Source organism: Leisingera sp. ABM4_101 (assembly GCF_056158725.1).
Genome location: NZ_JBSWTV010000002.1, coordinates 4271736 through 4288519, shown reverse-complemented (window position 1 = coordinate 4288519; position 16784 = coordinate 4271736). Strand labels below are relative to the sequence as shown.

General features: G+C 64.5%; 12 protein-coding genes and 1 pseudogene. 1 reads left to right on the top strand and 12 read right to left on the bottom strand.

Annotated features, from left to right (window positions below):
* Positions 1-54 precede the first annotated feature (54 nt).
* From ACXAEK_RS21920 to qhpG, 10 genes are all read right to left on the bottom strand, one after another.
* Complete coding sequence (locus tag ACXAEK_RS21920) at positions 55-1755, bottom strand: AMP-binding protein (RefSeq protein WP_475045152.1); 1701 nt, start codon at positions 1753-1755, stop codon at positions 55-57.
* Positions 1756-1822: 67 nt separating this feature from the next.
* Entirely contained in the window at positions 1823-3226 is a 1404-nt protein-coding gene (locus tag ACXAEK_RS21915; RefSeq protein WP_475045151.1) for an aldehyde dehydrogenase family protein, read from the bottom strand.
* Positions 3227-3241: 15 nt separating this feature from the next.
* Positions 3242-4237 carry a helix-turn-helix domain-containing protein gene (locus tag ACXAEK_RS21910; RefSeq protein ID WP_475045150.1) on the bottom strand — a complete coding sequence of 332 codons (996 nt, stop codon included), beginning with the start codon at positions 4235-4237 and terminating at the stop codon, positions 3242-3244.
* Entirely contained in the window at positions 4234-4890 is a 657-nt protein-coding gene (qhpE, locus tag ACXAEK_RS21905; RefSeq protein WP_475045149.1) for a subtilisin-like serine protease QhpE, read from the bottom strand. Before qhpE ends, ACXAEK_RS21910 begins: the two co-directional genes overlap by 4 nt.
* Entirely contained in the window at positions 4887-6509 is a 1623-nt protein-coding gene (locus tag ACXAEK_RS21900) for an ABC transporter ATP-binding protein (protein WP_475045147.1), read from the bottom strand. Before ACXAEK_RS21900 ends, qhpE begins: the two co-directional genes overlap by 4 nt.
* Before the next feature lie 113 nt (positions 6510-6622).
* Positions 6623-7702, bottom strand: a complete 1080-nt coding sequence (gene peaD / locus ACXAEK_RS21895; RefSeq protein ID WP_475045145.1) for a quinohemoprotein amine dehydrogenase subunit beta — start codon at positions 7700-7702, stop codon at positions 6623-6625.
* A gap of 13 nt (positions 7703-7715) precedes the next feature.
* Complete coding sequence (gene qhpC, locus ACXAEK_RS21890; protein WP_019297900.1) at positions 7716-8039, bottom strand: quinohemoprotein amine dehydrogenase subunit gamma; 324 nt, start codon at positions 8037-8039, stop codon at positions 7716-7718.
* Positions 8036-9460, bottom strand: a complete 1425-nt coding sequence (gene peaB / locus ACXAEK_RS21885; RefSeq protein WP_475045142.1) for a quinohemoprotein amine dehydrogenase maturation protein — start codon at positions 9458-9460, stop codon at positions 8036-8038. The genes qhpC and peaB overlap by 4 nt, the downstream gene beginning before the upstream one ends.
* Before the next feature lie 17 nt (positions 9461-9477).
* Positions 9478-11001, bottom strand: coding sequence for a quinohemoprotein amine dehydrogenase subunit alpha (peaA, locus tag ACXAEK_RS21880; RefSeq protein ID WP_475045140.1), 1524 nt, complete (start codon positions 10999-11001; stop codon positions 9478-9480).
* Positions 10977-12335 (bottom strand): flavin-dependent monooxygenase QhpG, encoded by a 1359-nt coding sequence (gene qhpG, locus ACXAEK_RS21875; protein ID WP_475045139.1) that lies wholly within the window; start codon positions 12333-12335, stop codon positions 10977-10979. Before qhpG ends, peaA begins: the two co-directional genes overlap by 25 nt.
* A 160-nt stretch (positions 12336-12495) precedes the next feature.
* Between qhpG and qhpR the strand changes: the two genes are divergently transcribed.
* The gene (gene qhpR, locus ACXAEK_RS21870; RefSeq protein WP_475045137.1) at positions 12496-13548 is read left to right on the top strand and encodes an AraC-like transcriptional regulator QhpR; all 1053 of its coding nucleotides are present in this window, start codon (positions 12496-12498) and stop codon (positions 13546-13548) included.
* Positions 13549-13579: 31 nt separating this feature from the next.
* Here the strand turns inward: qhpR and ACXAEK_RS21865 are convergent, their stop codons facing one another.
* Entirely contained in the window at positions 13580-14284 is a 705-nt protein-coding gene (locus ACXAEK_RS21865; RefSeq protein ID WP_475045135.1) for a GntR family transcriptional regulator, read from the bottom strand.
* A gap of 142 nt (positions 14285-14426) precedes the next feature.
* Positions 14427-16715, bottom strand: a pseudogene (locus ACXAEK_RS21860) (Orn/Lys/Arg family decarboxylase).
* Positions 16716-16784 lie beyond the last annotated feature (69 nt).

Genomic DNA, 16784 nt, shown 5'->3' with positions numbered 1-16784 from the left:
GCAGCGGCGATGACAGCTGCTAACCTGGCGCCTGGGCTGCAGAAGCCCGGGTGCTCAATGAGCGAGCTGCCTGACCATCTCCGCACGCATCTTGAATTTCTGCGGTTTGCCGGTGACGGTCATCGGCAGCGTTGCCACAATCCGCACATATTGCGGGATCTTGAAATGTGCGATCTGGCCTTTGCAATGGCTGCGCACCTCCTCTTCCTCCAGGCTGGTGCCCGGTGCGGGCACGATCCAAGCGCAGACCTGCTCGCCGAATTTCTTGTCCGGCACCCCGAACACTTGGGCATCCGCGATCCGCGGGTGGCGGATCAGAAACTCCTCGATCTCGCGCGGATAGATGTTCTCGCCGCCGCGGATGATCATGTCCTTCACCCGCCCTGTGATGCTGCAGAACCCCTCTGCATCAAAAGAGCCAAGGTCGCCGGTGCGCATCCAGCCGTCCCGGATGGCCTCCTCAGTCGCCTCCGGGTCGTCCCAATACCCTTGCATGACTGAGTAGCCGCGTACCAGCAGCTCGCCGCGTTCCCCTGCAGGAACGGTGTGGCCCTTGTCATCCACTGCCTTGATCTCCAGATGCGGATGCGCGCGGCCTACGGTGGTGCAGCGTTTCTCTGCTGGGTCGGTGGTGAGGCTTTGAAAGGAGACCGGCGCGGTTTCGGTCATGCCGTAGCAGATCGTCACCTCCTGCATATGCATGTCGGTATTCACCCGGCGCATGATCTCAATCGGGCAGGGGGCGCCTGCCATGATGCCAGTGCGCAGGGAGGACACATCACGCGGTGTCTGGTCCAGTTCTTGCAACATGGCGACAAACATCGTTGGCACGCCATAGAGCGCGGTGGCGCGCTCCGCGGCGGCGGCTTTCATAACCGCGACTGGTTCAAAGGCCTCGCCGGGGAAGATCATCGCCGCCCCCTTGGACACCGCCCCCAGCACACCCATCACCATGCCGAAACAATGGTAAAGCGGTACCGGGATCAGCAGGCGGTCGGCCGCGGTCACCTTGATGCGGCTGGTGACGAACCGGGCGTTGTTGACGATGTTGAAATGCGTCAGCGTTGCCCCCTTGGGCAGGCCGGTGGTGCCAGAGGTGAACTGGATGTTGATGGCTTCATCCGGGTTCAGCCTAGCAGTGATCTCGTCCAACGCGGCGGTGTTCGCACCCGCGCCCATCTCCTGCAAGGTTTCAAAGGGCAATACGCCAGGACCGGGATCCGCCGCCATCACCACCGCATGGCGCAACGCGGGCAGCCGGACCGCTGCCAGCTGCCCGGGGGCGGCGGCAGCCAGCTCAGGTGCCAGCTCCCGGATCATGCCCAGATAGTTGGAACTCTTGAAGCATTCCGCTGCGATCAGCACCTTGCAGCCGGTCTTGTTGAGCGCATATTCCAGTTCCGCCAGCCGGTAGGCCGGGTTGATCGTGACCAGAATGGCACCGATCCGCGCGGTAGCGAACTGCGTCAGCACCCATTCGCAGCGGTTCGGCGACCAAATCCCGACCCGGTCGCCCTTGCCAACCCCCAGTTCTAACAGCCCTGCCGCCAGTTCATCCGCCTTTTGCGCCAGTTCCGCATAGGTCATCCGGAGGCCCGCATCCGTGAACACCAGCGCCTCGCGGCTGCCATACTGCTCCACCGCCTGACGCAGAAGGGCTGGAATCGTGACGTGCTGCAACGGCGGTTCACTTGGCCCCTGCACATGCGACAGGCCGTCAATCGGAGCGGTGAGGTCAGTTTGCGGGTCAGTCATTGGTGTTCTCTGCTGGGTAAGCGGACCGGGCCGCTGCAACGGCAACCCGGCCGGGTTTCAAAGGGGGTCAACCGCGGGCGACGTTGATCACCTGCATCTGGGTGTATTCCGCCAGCCCCTCGACCGATTGCTCGACGCCGAGGCCGGAGCCCTTGAAGCCGGCCATCGGGATATGCGGGCCGATGTTCAGCTGCTGGTTGACCCAGATGGTGCCGGATTTAATGCGCCCTGCAATCTCGGTTGCCTTGGCAGTATCGCCCGAATGCACCGATCCACCCAGCCCGTAGTCGGAGGCATTGGCCCGCGTGACCACATCGTCGATATCGTCAAACCGGATCACCGGCAGCACCGGGCCGAACTGCTCTTCGTCGACGATCTTCTGCCCGTCGGTCACATCCCGCACGATGGTCGGCGGCACGAAATACCCCGGGCCATCCTTAGCCGTCCCGCCTGCAATGATCTGGCCGCAGGCGCGGGCGTCCTCCAAGTACCCCTTGATCTTGTCGAACTGCGCCTTGTTCTGGATCGGGCCTATGGTCGTCCCCTGCTTCATGCCGTCATCGACCACCGCCTGTTCCGCGAGGGCGGCCAGTTCGGCACAGAACTCCTCGTAGATGTCGCTGTGAACATAGGCACGTTTGACCGCAAGGCAGACCTGGCCGGCATTCAGGAACGCGCCGCCATAGACCTTCTCCGCAGCCGCCTTCACGTCCACATCAGGCAGCACGATCGCCGGGTCGTTGCCGCCCATCTCCAGCGTCACCCGCTTCATGGTGTCCGCCGCATTCGCCATGATCTGCTTGCCGGTCTCCGACGAGCCGGTAAAGCCGATCTTGGCCACATCCGGATGCGCCGTCAGCTTGGGGCCCAGGTCATTGGCATCGGTGATGATATTGACCAGGCCTGCCGGTAAGATACGCGCGCAGATCTCACCCAGCTTCAGCGCCGCAACCGGGGTGGTCGGCGCAGGCTTTAGAACAATGGCATTGCCCGCCATCAGCGCAGGCCCGATCTTCCAGCAGCACAAGAGCAGCGGGAAGTTCCAGGCGATGATGCCCGCGACCACGCCCAGGGGCTTGTGCCGGGTCTCAATGCGGAACTCCGCGTCGTCCTGGATCACCCGGTCCGGCAGCTCCAGCGTCGCGGTATGCGCCAGGTACCCTTGCGACCAGGCCACCTCACCCTGCGCCTCGGGCAGCGGCTTGCCCTGTTCCCGGGTGATCAGCCGCGCCAGCTCATCCGCCTCCTCGCCGATGGCGGCGGCCAGCGCCTCCACCTTAGCGCGCCGTTCCGCCATAGGTGTCTCTGCCCAGCCCCTTTGCGCTGCCTTGGCGGCGGCAACCGCCTGCTCCAGATGCGCCTCAGAGGCATGCGGCACACGGGCAAACACCTCCTCCGTTGCCGGGTTGATCACCTCGATCATGCGCTCCGCCGAAACCTGTTTGCCGTTGATCAGCATGCCATAGTCCATTGCCGTTCTCCCTGTTTAACCGTCAGCCGGATTTGATTGGGAAAGACAACCACGCCCCGGCGGCGCGGTCTTGGGGACGGGTGCCAAAGAATTTGCGTCCTGCGCCAAAATTCCGCCGCGATTGCAGGTGTTGAGAAACCCGCGCGGCGAGCTGCCGAATTGCTGGCGGAAGCTGCGGTTGAAGTGGGAGATATCGCCAAACCCCGCGCCATAGGCGATCTGGGCAATCGGTACCCGGGCGCCCTGCCGTGCCGCATGGCGCAGCTTGCCCGCCACCGCGGCCAGCCGGGTGCGGGTCAGGCACTCGGTGAAGGTGGTGCCGTTTTCCTGAAACTCCCGCTGCAGCTGGCGCCGTGACAGCCCGGTGCGCGCGGCCAGCGTATCCACCGTCAGCCCCGGGTCGGCACTCAGCAGCTCCAGCGTCTCGCGCACCAGACGGAAGCGGTGCTTGCGGCTGCTCAGGCTGCCTGCGCCCGGTGGCACGCCTGCACCGGCAAAGGCCAACGGCACCAGGTCAAAGATATAGCCCGCGTTGTCCTGTGCTCCGACCGCATCCATCAGCCCGCATAGGCTGGCGTGCAGCGGATGCGCCGGAGTGATCTTGCAGCCTGCAGCGGGCATCTCGCGGCGCCGCTCCAGCACCAGCGCCCGCGGCAGATGTGCGGACAGAAAGGCGGCAGGCGTGCCAGTGATGCAAAGCTCTGCCATGCGGGTGGAATTGAGCAGCAGGAACTCCCCTGGCCTCAGCATGGTCTCGCGGCCTGCATGTTGAATTCCGATTTCGCCTTCCAGCTGGCGCAGCAGAAAGAAATGCTCCAGATCGTCGCGCAGGATGCCCTTGCGGGTTCGCTCGATGCGGGCCGCCGGACAGCGGATCTCGGCCACATCGATGCCGCTGCGCTGGCGAAGGATGAACGATCCGGCCCACTCCCGCGCGGACCGGCCCGGGGTTGCATAGTAATGCCCGCAGCTGGCACGCAGGGTGCTGTTCCAGTGGTCAAAACAGATCATGCGGCTTGCGGGCCTCCCGCCCCGATGCGTTCGCGGCCGTTGAAAGAGGGGGACTGCAGCATTGCGTCTGTTCCGCCTTGCCTGCAGGCTAGGGCCAGCAGTCCAGTGAAATGCGCCGCCGCCAGGCTGGCCCCCCGCACCGGTGTGCCGGGACCGCCCGGGCAGGCTCCATAGCGCGCCGTGGCCAGGTTCAAAAGCGACCACTGGCCAACGCCGCAGCGGGCATCTCCCTGCACGGAAAGCACGCCCTCGTACCCCGCCGGATAGACCGGCCCGCCGCGCGCCGGGGCGGAGGCCACCAGCAGTTTCCCCGCAGCCTGCACCGCCGCCACTGCCTCCGCCAGTTGCGGGCTGGCCTCACCATGGCCAAAGGAGCAGTGGACGATCTCCGCCTCCGTCACTGCGGCATGGCGCAGCGCCTCCGCCACGATGGCGAGCGAAGTGGACAGCCTCCCGGGAAAGATGCTGAGCCCCAGGATCTGCGCGTTGGGCGCATTGGCTCGGATGGCAGCAGCCATGTGGCTGGCGTGCAGCGCCGCCGGGCTTTCGGCGGCCCTCGGGTGCAGCTTGCATACATCTGTGCGCGCGATGAGGCCCGGGGTCTCCGCCGCCAGCGGACCGTCAATCAGCGCTATCCGCGATGCGGGGGTCATTCCTGAGCCTCCTCCAGGTCGATTACCATGTCGAACTCCCCGCCCGCCGCCGCGCCGCCATGGGCAGTCAGGATGCGGGTGGCATGGGGAAAGGCTTCGTCGATATGGGCCAGGATCCGGGCGGCGGTGGCGGGATCCACCTCCGACAGCGCCTCATCCAGGATCAGGACGTTAAACGGCACCAGCAGCGTCCGCAGCAGGCACAGCCGCTGGCGCTCACCGCCAGACAGGGTCAGCCCGTTTTCACCCAGCGGGGTGTCCAGGCCCTCAGCCCTGTGGAACCTGTCCGACAGGCCGGACAGCTCCAGCAGTGCCCAGACCTGCGCTTCATTCTCCGCCTTGGACCAGAAGGCTCGGCTTTGGAACAGGTTGTCTCGCAGGCTGGCGCCAACGGTGAAAGGGCGCTGGCCGGCATAAGCCACCCGCTCCGGCAACATGGCCCCGCTCAGCAGGCCCAGATCCGCGCCACCAAGGGTCACATTTCCGGCTATGGGCCGCGCTTGCCCGCACAGCACCGCCAGCAAAGAGGTCTTGCCCGCCCCGCTCGCCCCTCTCAGTGCCACCTTGGCGCCTTCGGGAATGGTCAGGCACAGCGGCCCCAACGGCGCCGCCGCCCCGCGGGAAACGGTCGCGCCTGCCAGCCGCAGATCATACCCCGCAGGCGCAAAACCGGCCGCCCGGGCGGGGCGATCGGCCTGCATCACCGCATCCAGCCGCGCCGCTGCAACCTTGACCCGCGCCTGCGCGTGCCACAGGCCCAGCAGCGACTGCATCGGCCCGGTCATGAAGCCCATATAGGCGATGAAGGCAATGAGCGAGCCCAGCGGCCACTCGCCGCGGATCACCATCAGCCCGCCCGCCAGAAAGATCGCGGACCGGGTCAGCGCCGACAGCAGTACCGGCACCGCGCGGGTGAATTCCCCCCACAGGTTCTGCGCGATCAGCCTCTGGCTCAGCCCGGCATGATCCCGCAGGCTGCGCCGCTGCGCCCATCCTGCACCGCGGGCGGCCTGCAGCGCGGGCAGGCCGAACAGCGTCTCCGACAGCCCCGCGGAATACCGCCCCTGCATCTCGCGCACCGCTGCCGCGTGGCGCTCGGTCCGGGGCCGCGCCCAGATCAGAAAGGCCAGCTCGGCAGGCGCCAAAAGCGCCGTCAGCAGCCCCAGCCGCCAATCCAGCACCATCAGCATCGCAGAGCCGCCAACCAGCCGGATCAGCGCCGAGGAGCCGCCCAAGACTGCGTTGAATGCAAACTTCTGCACCTCCGCCGCGTCGCCATCAATCCGTGCCAGCAGCTCACCCGCGCGCTGGCTGGCAAACCACCCGGCCGGCTTGGCGGCCAGCCGCGACAGCAGCCTCTGCCGCATCCGCGCCAGCATCCGGACCGAGGCGCGCATATGCAGGATGTTGCTCAGTGCACCGGTGCCGGTTGCCAAAAGACCAACTGCAAACAGCGCCGCGGACCAGGTCACCAACTGCGCCGCATCCCCCGCCATCAGCCCGCGGTCGATCACCAGCTTGCTGATATAGGGCGGCAGCAGGCCAAGCGCGGCAGCGGCAAAGCTGATCAGCAGCAGCACCGCCAGCCGCCGCCGGTGCGGGCGCAGCAGCGGCAGCAACCAAGCGGCTGTTGCGGGTGTAAAAAGCGCCGCACCTGCACGCGAAGGCAGGCGCGGCCAGGCCCGGGCAGCGGCACTGCCCGGCTGGGGGGAAAGTTTGGCAGCAGGCCTGGTCATCCCTGCGGCACGACATGCAGGGTGGAGACAGACATATCCCCGCCCGACGGCATCCGGATTTCGCCCACCCGTTCCAGCGTTTCGCTGTCATAGATGCCGATGTCGTCATTGGTGCCCGCAACATAGATCTCACGCCCGTCGCTGGAGACGTTGACGACGTAGTAGGTGTGCGGCAGGTCCACCCGCTTGACCAGCTCCCTGGTCTCTAGGTTGTGCTTGGACAGCTGAGTATAGACGCCGTACAGATGCTTGGGATCCACAGCACTGCGCACGGCGGAGAACATCAGCACCTCGAAGGAGGCGAAATCGGCAATCTCCGTCTCCCCGGTGGTAAGGTCAACAGACTGATATCCCCACACAAAATCCGCCAGCTCCTGCTGGGATTCGTTCGTAAAGACCGCTGCGGTATACATCAGCAGCATCTCGTCGTTCTGGCTGCCAGTCGGCCAGAACGCCAGCACATCCGGCGAGCTGTAGGTGGGGCGGTCCCAGCTGGCATTGGCAATCGCCACCTCTGTTTCACCGTTGGAGGGATCTACCCGGTAGATCTCATGCCCGGCCACATAGACCTGCCCGTTGCGGTCGCTCGCCATCAAGGTGGAGCGGCGCGGCGCCTCGAAGGTGGCGGACGGCTTCGCCTCCAGCCCGGCGCTGGCGTCATAGACGGCGAATTCCGGCTGCATCACCTCATAGCGGTCGGTTTTCTTGCGTACGGGGTTGCGCACCGTGTAGATCTGGCTGCCGTCCTTGGACACTGCCAGCGAGGCCAGCGAGCGGCGGGTCACATCGCCCTCGGACTGGGCGGCGTGAAAGACCTTTTCGCAGGTTTCGATATCGACCCCGACCACATCCTGCCAATGGTTCAGCAGCACATAGGCAATGCGGTTGTCCGGCGACATGGCAATGACACCGGGTGTTACATTCGCCCCCAGTTCGCAGTCAGCTTTGACTGAGCGGTCCGCTGCATCAAAGACATAGAGGTTGGAGGGCCGGGCCACCGTCACCAGAAGGTCGCCAGCGGCCAGCGGCAGGGCTGACGCGCAAAACGCGGCAGCAGCAAAAAGCGCGGATTTCATGATGCGGGTCTCCTCAGGTTTCTGCGTCGGTGGGGTAGGTGGCGCCAAGCGCGCGCCAGTCCTTGGCGGCATTGGGCGCGCCCTCGTCCCAGTTCGGGTGGTTGACCATGATGTCGGGCACCTGCGCGGGCCACCAGCAGGGGTCGGAGCAGCCGTAAAGGTCCGCCTCCATCGGCTGGCAGAGGGCAGCCAGGCCGCCAAAAGGGTCGACCTCCCAGCCCGGGTCGAATGTGGTGGCGCAGCCTGCGGTCACGGTCTGCATCGCGCGGACCTCGTCCATCTGGCCTTCGGCCGCGGCCTGCTGAACGCGTTCGGCTTTCTGATTGAGCGGTTTCATTTTCCAAACGCCCTCCTCGGCGCAACATGGTGGTGAAAATACTGCGGTGCCTGGGCGATCAGCCGGGCATAGGCGGCGACCCCGAAATCAATCCAGTCGCGCATCAGGTCGCAGTAGTGATAGGTCGGCATCATCGGGTCGCTGAAGTGGGCGTAGCTTTCGTGGTAGCAGCCGCCCGCGCACAGGTTTCGGATGCGGCAGGTGGCGCAGCCCTTCTCTGTGCGGTCAGACCGTGCCTTGATGAAGCTCGACAACTCCTTGCGTTTGATGCCGTCATCGACGGTGCCGAACTGGTCCATTTCCGAGCCGGTGAACCGGTGGCACAGGTTCAGCGCGCCATCGTGATTCACTGCCAGCATCCCCACCCCGGCACCGCATGGCAGCGCCTTGGAACGCCCTTCATAAAGGTCGTTCATCATTTGATGCATGTTGGAAAAGCCGATGTTGCGGCCCTGCAGTGCTTCCGCGACATAGAGCCTGCCAAGGGATTTCATCCCCTCGAACACCTCCAGCAGCTCGGCACCGTTGAGGTTGAAGGCATCCATGTCTCCCGAAGTGACTGGCGAAAATCCCACCTCGGCAAAGCCGATATCGTTGATCAGATGATCCCAGATCTCCACGATATTGGTGATCCCCGCCGTCAGGGTGACGCGGGCGCCCACCGACTTGGATTCATACCGCGACAGCAATAGCCGCGCCTTGGCGGCGACGGTGTCATAGGTGCCTTTGCCGCCGACCGTCTTGCGATTCAGGTCGTGCTGCGCCTTCGGCCCGTCGATGGAGACCGTCAGGCCAAAGCGATGGTCGTCCAGCCAGTCGATCAGCGGCTCCGTCAGCAGCGTCGCGTTGGTCGTCAGGCTGAAGTTCACCTCCTTGCCAAGCCCCGCAAAATGCGGCTCGGCCCAGTCCACCACCTGGCGGATCAGCGGCAGATTCGACAGCGGCTCTCCGCCGAAGAACACAATGTTATAGCTGTCCCGGTCCGGGTTCTCGGCCAGTAGCATCTCCGCCGACTTCCGCGCGGTCTCAAAGGCCATCTTCTGCCCCTTCGACGGCACCGCCAGGTCCTCCTTGTAGCAGTAGGAACAGGCCAGGTTGCAGCCGGTGTTGACGTTCAGAACGATGGTGGTCAGCGGGAAGGTCTCGATCTCGATCGGCGGTCGTTCCGGCTGCAGCGGGCGGCCGTCGTTGACGATATCCAGCCGCACCAGCCCGTCGAGCCTTGCCGCTGCATCCTCCTCTGCAAACCGCGCTTCGAACTCGTCCATGGAGAACGCCTGCTCCTGCGCGGCATAATCAAGGATATCCCGGTCCACCCCGTCCATCTCGAAGATCGAGGTGGTCGGGACGTGGAACAGAACCTCGCGCCCCCCGACCTCAACCCGGTGCGCATTGGCCGGTTGATAGTGAAAGTCTTTCATGGTCTCTCTCCCCTGTCTCAGCGGATCGGCGGGTCGATGAAGCGCTGCACAGTGACGATCAGCATCGCCTCCGCCTGCTGGCCCATCGCCTCGGCCTGGACTGTCAGCTCACCCGCATTATTGGCGCTGAAAGGGCGGTCGGGATTGGGGCCGGCAATGGCAGGCGCAAAGATGCCGTTTGCCTGCATTTCCCCCGCAAATTCAGTGTCTTTCATGTGGACTGCGTGCTCATGCGCGTTGGCCACGGTCCATTGCGCCTCTATCCGTCCGATACGTACGTCGTCCTCGGTGCCTGCTTGGCCGTCGGGGCCGTTCCACATGCCAACCGCGTTGAAATAGGCAGGCACGGCGGCCGGTCCTTCCTCGCTGCCGCCGCCCACGCGGGCGATGGTGAACTCCGGCTCCACCCGCAGGCTGTCGAGCGAGATGTAATGGGCGATCTGCCCCTCGGCCCCGCCTGCGCTGAAGGTGACGACGCCATTGCCCTCAGACGCCAGCGAAAGCGTCGCGCCATAGGTGTTCGCAGCCGCATCGCCACTGGAACTGTCCAACCCGCCCAGCCCGGTGCCAACCACCTGCACCTGCGCCTCCCCTGCTGGAACGGCAGAAGGAACCGTGCCTAGGATGACGCTGCCGGCCCCGTCCCGCACACCGCTTAGCGGCGCGCCCAGGGCGTCGTTGCTGCGGTCGAACTGGCGGCCCTGCAGGCTGTTGCCATCCTCCGATAGCGCCAGCACCTGGCGGTAGGCGGTGCCGCCAATGTCTAGATTGGCGCGCCATTCATAGCCGGTGTACAGGTTCATCTGCCCCGACGCCGGATGCGCAGTGCCGTCCGCCGTTAAGAACGCGCCGCTGACCTGATAGGGCGAGGCATCGCCCGTCACCGTCAGCTTGCCATAGGCCTCGCCGATGCCGGGCAGGTCAGTCATCACCACCCAGTCGCCGACCACCGGCTGCTTGTCCGCCGCCAGCCAGTCCGTCCAGGCCGCAGTCTCCAGCGGGTTCTGCTCCGCCAGATAGTCGGCGATCTCGGTCCGGGCGATCTTGTACCACTCCCGGTCGCGGCCAAGCGCCTGGTATTCGATGGTCGGGAAATGGCCGACATGGAAATCCATATGCAGCTCCCACTCCTCCGCGGTGCGGTTCTGCAGCAGTCCCCTCGCGCCGGTATGGCAACGGGAACACATTGAGGCGAAGGGCTCGTCGAAGTTTTCCTGAGCGTTCGGGTCCTTCTCCAGGGCATAGCGGAAAGGCGCTGCTTCGGAGGGGGCGAGGCCCTGGGTGTCCGCCAAATGCTGCACGATGGCGCGGCGGTCCTCGGCACTGATCTCCAGCCCGTGCGACTGCTGCATCCGGACGATGGTCATCATCCAGCCCTCGGGCGTCTTGCGCTGGCCGCTGATCCGGCTCAGCCCGTTTTCCTCTGCCGTGTGGCAGCTGGAGCAGATATTCTGCAGCAGCTCCTCGCTGGCCAGCGCGGGCACGGCGCCCGCCACTGATATCAGAAGTGCAGCCGTCAGGCCGCGGGGTCGTAGTTGCATAAATCAGTCTCCCTGTTTGTGGTGTCCCAGGGGATCTGCGCCCCCTCGGTAAACCCTTGTGACAAAAGCCATTGATGGATTGCCCGCGCCGCCTGCGGCGGGGCCTCGGGCAGAATTGCGCTGTGAAAGCGGGCCGCGTCCGGCAGCGGCTGGCCGTTCAAGCGGTGCAGCAGCGGCACGATCTCCTGTCCGGCGGCAAAAGCCGCACCGCCCGGGGCATCACGGGTGATCAGCACCTCTCGCCGCGCCAGATGCCCGTCCTGCACCACCACCCGCGTGCCCACATGCGGGCTGATGCTGGTGTCATGGGCTGGCGCATCATCCGGCCAGGCCGCGCGCTTTTGCCAGAACGGTGTCTGAAACCCCGCCTCGCGGTAGAAATCTCGACCCACCCGCGCCTGCCGCCAGAAGGTCTCTGTCACCCGGTTGCGGTAGAAGTCGCGAGCCAAGTCCGCCTCCCCCGCAAAAAGCGTGCGCGCGACGGGCACTGCCATCAGCGCCGAGGACACCGCCCAGAACATCCCGTGCCCCGACAGGGGATCCAGCGCCACCGCCGCATCGCCGAGGCGCGGGCAGCGCGGATCCAGATCCGGCGCCGCCAGCCGCGGCGCAATCGCATGAACAACGGGGCGGCGGGGCAGAGGGAGATCCGTCAGCACTGTCTCCCACAGTGCCGCCACCGCTGTCTTGCCGCGTGCCGGTCCCAGCGAGGCCGCAGCGCCCACTGCCTGCAGCCACAATCGGCCCCGGTCCACCGGAACCGACCAGATCCAGCCACCGGGCTGGGCCTCGATCCGCGGCGTCTCCATTTCGCCCGCCCGCGGCGGCACAAATCCGGCAACGGAGATCGTGTCCGGCCCCACCAGCTCAGCCCGGCTCAGATCCGAGCCCTGGCGCGGTGCGCGGCGGCCGCGGGCCTCAAACAGCAGCCGGGCGGTCAGGCAATTGCCATCGGCCAGGCGGATTTTGCCCGCCTCCGGCCGCACGCTGGACACTGCCGCATAGATAACACTGACGCCTTCAGCCCGCGCCGTCTCCAGCAGCCCGGCATCAAAGGCGCTGCGGTCGGCCAGATGCTCGCTATTCTGGCCGCCTTGAAATGCGCCCCAGTTGACATGGCGCTGCGCCGCAGGGCCGATCCCCGCCAGCGGCAGCCGGTGCCGCGCCAGAATCGCGGCGACGCGGGCTGACATCCCCTCATACCGGGGCGCACGCGGCGGCAGTGTGGCCAGCGCCACGCGGAAGCCGGCCCGCGCCAGTAGAACCGCCGCCACCGACCCGGCCGGGCCGCCGCCTGCTATCGCAATATCAAAGGTGCCATTTTGAGGTGCCATTTACACAAGCTGCACCGCCGGTGCGGCCCTTGTGGCGGACGCATCCGGACAACAACCCGACATTTCCGGACAGAATTGGCGGCTCAGCCCCGGACCGCGGCAATTTTTCTGGAATGACGGATTTTTGCGGTATTCTGGCGCAATCCTGAGGAAATACGCGATGCCACACAATTATCAGCCCCGGATTTCTGCTTCCACTTTGAACGATCCGCTGCGGGCGGTTGAGTTCATGAATGGCGATTCCGCCTCGCTTTGCCGCAATGCCCGGATCACGCCGGAGGACCTGCACGGCGAGATCGGCCTGAAGAAATTCGTGGACTTTTGCGAACATGCTTCCGAGCAGCTCGGCCTGCCTGATTTCGGCTGGCGGGTCGGTTCTGTTTTTGATTTGCAAAACCTTGGCACGCTTGGGGAATTCATCAAACAGGCACCAACGCTGGGCGCCGCTCTGTCGTTGTTCCGCAATGCTTTCCCGATGGTGCAAAGCGATTCTGAAATGCGGCTGGATGTCGATGGGGACAAGGCGCGGCTGACCTACCGCATCCTGGACACCGGCATCTGGCCGCGGCAGCAGGATGCAGAGCTGACTCTGTCGGTGTTCCACAGCCTGATCAAGTCCGCCGCCGGACCGGACTGGCGGCCGGACCAGCTGATGCTGGAGCACGAATCAAGCGCCCTGCACAGCCACAGCACGGCTGGGCCCCGCTGCGCGGTGCAATTCGCTGCGCCCTCAAACACGCTGGTGTTCCACGCAGGCCTGCTGGACCTGCCGCTGTCCAGCAGACAGAATCAGGCGTTCAAGGAAGCCTCCCAGCGGATTGTCAACTCTGCCCGCCAAAGCGAACGCGCCGCGCCGGTGACAATCCGGGTGCGCCGTGAACTGCTGATGCGCATCGGGCAGGAAAGCTTTGAACAGACCACCGTCGCGGCAGCGCTGGGCATGTCACGGCGCACCCTGCGGCGCAGGCTGGAAGACGAGGGTCAGAAATTCTCCCGGCTGCTGGCGGGCTGCCGCATGGAAATTGCCAAGCGCATGCTGATGGCGCCGGGTGTGCAGATTCAGGAGATCTCCGAGAAACTGGGCTATTCCGAGGTTTCCGCGTTTGAGCGCGCCTTTCGCCAGCAGGAGGGCGCAACACCCAGCCAGTACCGAAAGAACGTCTCTGCCGGTGCCGAACGGGTGCTGCAGCCGCTGGGCGATGGCACAGGCTGACGCGGGAAACCGGGCTGGCGGCCGGGGCGGCCTACAGCCGGGTGGTCATCTTGTACCCTGGGGCAAAGAACAGCCGCGCCAGCGTCACGGGCTGATCGCGCAGCCATGTAATCCGTTCTGCAGAAAAGACGGGATCGCCTGCGGGCGCATCCAGGAATTCTGCAATCGCCTGGTCCGCCTTGGCCGCCATAAAGCTCAGTTCCAGGTTTGTGTAGGGTACCTTTTGCACCAGCCAGTCGTTGGGGCCTGACTGGCTGAAGTCTGCTTCCAGAACCCCGGGAATGCTATCCGTTACCACCCAGCGCACTTCGTATTGAAAGGGAGCATTATCCGCGAAATGCATGCATCTGAGGTGCAGCACCTCCTGCTGCGGGGCGATGTCCAGCCGGGCCGACAGCCAGGCAGGTGCGGGCATGACGCTACGCTCGACCAGCGCATAACGGTAATCCGCGCCCATTGCGGCGATCTCGTCGCGCACCAGGGGAATCGCAAATTGGGCCTTGCGCACCGGTGAATTCAGCACCCGGGTTCCAGCCTTGCGCTTGCGCTCCAGATATCCTTCCTCGGCCAGTTCCCTCAGGGCCCGGTTGACGGTGGTGCGGGTGCTGGAAAACTCTGCCGCCAGTTCCGTCTCGCTTGGCAACAGGCTGTCCGGTGCCCAGATCCGGTTCTGGATCCGGTCCAGAACAACCTGCTTGATGTCCCTGTAGCTCATGGTTTCGCGGGCGGATGGCATCGGGCCTCGTTCTTCATTAAAGAATTTTATTGCCTTTATATATACACATAATGCGGGCGCGGGAAAGCGCGAACCCGGCCGTGCCAGCCTGCCCGTGACAGCCCGCCAGTGCCAGCCTGCCCGTCAGGGCAAATTCTCTGCTTCACTCTGCAACGCAATCGGCAAAATACTGAGTTACCCCGTCGGGGCCGGTCTCCTGCACCAGCCCGTGAATGTCGGTCTCGAAACCGGGGCAGTCCCGTGCAAAAGCGCGGTTGAACTTCAGGTATTCAACGATTTTCCTGTTGAACACCTCGCCGGGGATCAACAGCGGAATGCCCGGCGGGTAGGGGGTTACCAGGCTGGTGGTGATACGCCCCTCCAGCTCATCTATCGGCACCCGCTGGGTGGTGCGCCGGGCGATATGGCTGAAGGCCTCGCTCGGCTTCATCGCTGGTGTCAGGTCGCTCAGGTACATCTCGGTCGACAGCCGCGCCACGTTGTTCTTGGCATAAAGCGCATGCACATGCGCGCACAGGTCGCGCAGCCCCATCTGCTCATAGCGCGGCTGGGTTCCGCAGAACTGCGGCATGGCGCGTCACATCGGCAGGTTGCGGGCAAAGTCATCCTTGAACTGCTGCAGCGCCGTCAGCAGCGTGTTCCAGCGGCCCTTGGTGATGCCGATGGTGAACATGATGAAGAAGGAATAAAGCCCGGTCTTCTCCACCACCACGCCATGCTCGGCCAGGTATTTGGTGACGATTGAGGCCGGGATGCCCCAGTCCTCGAACCGGCCATCCAGGTTGAGACCCGGAGTGATGATGGTGGCCTTGATCGGGTCGAGCATGTTGAAGCCCGGCGCCATGTCGCCAAATCCGTGCCAGCTGTCCTCGCCGCCTGCCTGCACACCGTCGGCATCGGTCCCTTTCAGCACCCAGTCCTTGGTGCTGCCGATGCCTTCCTCGGCCAGATCCTCTGGCCCCCAAACTTGGAACCACCAGTCATCGGCGCCGTATTCCTCATCGACCTTGCGCATGGCGCGGCGGAAATCCAGCGCCTCCATGATGCTTTCCTCGACCAGTGCGGTGCCGCCCGGCGGCTCCATCATCGCCGCCGCCACATCGCAGCTGGAGATGATCGAATACTGCGGGCTGGTGGAGGTGTGCATCAGATACGCCTCGTTGAACAGATGCCGGTCCAGCTTGGTCTCTTCACTGTCCTGCACCAGCACATGGCTGGCCTGGCTGATCCCCGCCAGCAGCTTGTGTATCGACTGGGTGGCATAGGTCACCGAATGCTGGGTGCGCCCGCGCTTGCGGCCCATCGCGTGGTAGGTGCCGTAAAACGGATGGAACGCCGCATGCGGCAGCCAGGCCTCGTCGAAATGCAAGTTCTCGGCATAGCCGTCCAGCTGCCCCTTGATCACCTCGGTGTTGTACAGAACCCCGTCGTAGGTCGACTGGGTCAGCGTCAGGATCCGCGGCTTCACCGCATCAGCATCCTCGTCCTTCAGCAGCGGATTAGCACGGATCTTCTCTTTGATGCTGTCAATCGCGAACTCAGAATGCGGGATCGGGCCGATGATGCCCCAATGGTTGCGGGTTGGCTTCAGGAATACCGGGATGGCACCGGTCATGATGATCGAATGCAGGATCGACTTGTGGCAGTTGCGGTCCACCACCACCACGTCGCCCGGCGCCACCGTGTGGTGCCAGACCATCTTGTTGGAAGTCGAGGTGCCATTGGTCACGAAATAACAGTGATCGGCGTTGAAGATCCGCGCCGCATTTCGTTCCGAGGCGCCAATCGCGCCATTGTGGTCCAGCAGCTGCCCCAGCTCCTCAACCGCGTTGCAGACATCGGCGCGCAGCATGTTCTCGCCATAAAACTGGTGGTACATCTGCCCGACCGGGCTTTTCAGGAACGCCACGCCGCCGGAATGCCCCGGGCAATGCCAGGAGTAGGAACCGTCCTCGGCATAATCCAGCAGCTTCCGGAAGAACGGCGGCTGGATGCTTTCAAGATAGCCCTTCGCCTCGCGGATGATGTGGCGCGCCACGAATTCCGGCGTGTCCTCGAACATGTGGATAAAGCCGTGCAGCTCGCGCAGGATGTCATTGGGCAAGTGGCGGCTGGTCTTGGTTTCGCCGTAGATATAGATCGGCACATCGGCGTTTTTCCAGCGCACTTCCTCGATAAATGTGCGCAGGCTCAGCACCGCAGGGTCCAGATCCGGCCCCGGCGTGAACTCTTCGTCGTCAATCGATAGCACAAAGGCGCTGGCGCGGGACTGTTGCTGCGCAAATTGCGACAGGTCTCCGTAACTCGTAACCCCCAGCACCTCAAAGCCTTCGTCCTCAATGGCCTGTGCCATAGCTCGTATGCCGGAGCCTGAGATATTCTCGGAGCGGAAGTCTTCGTCAATGATGACAATGGGAAAGCGGAATTTCATGCTGTTCTCCTGGGAGCATGCCTGAATTGACGATACAGGCTGCCCGCGATGATGCAACGCCTCGCAGGG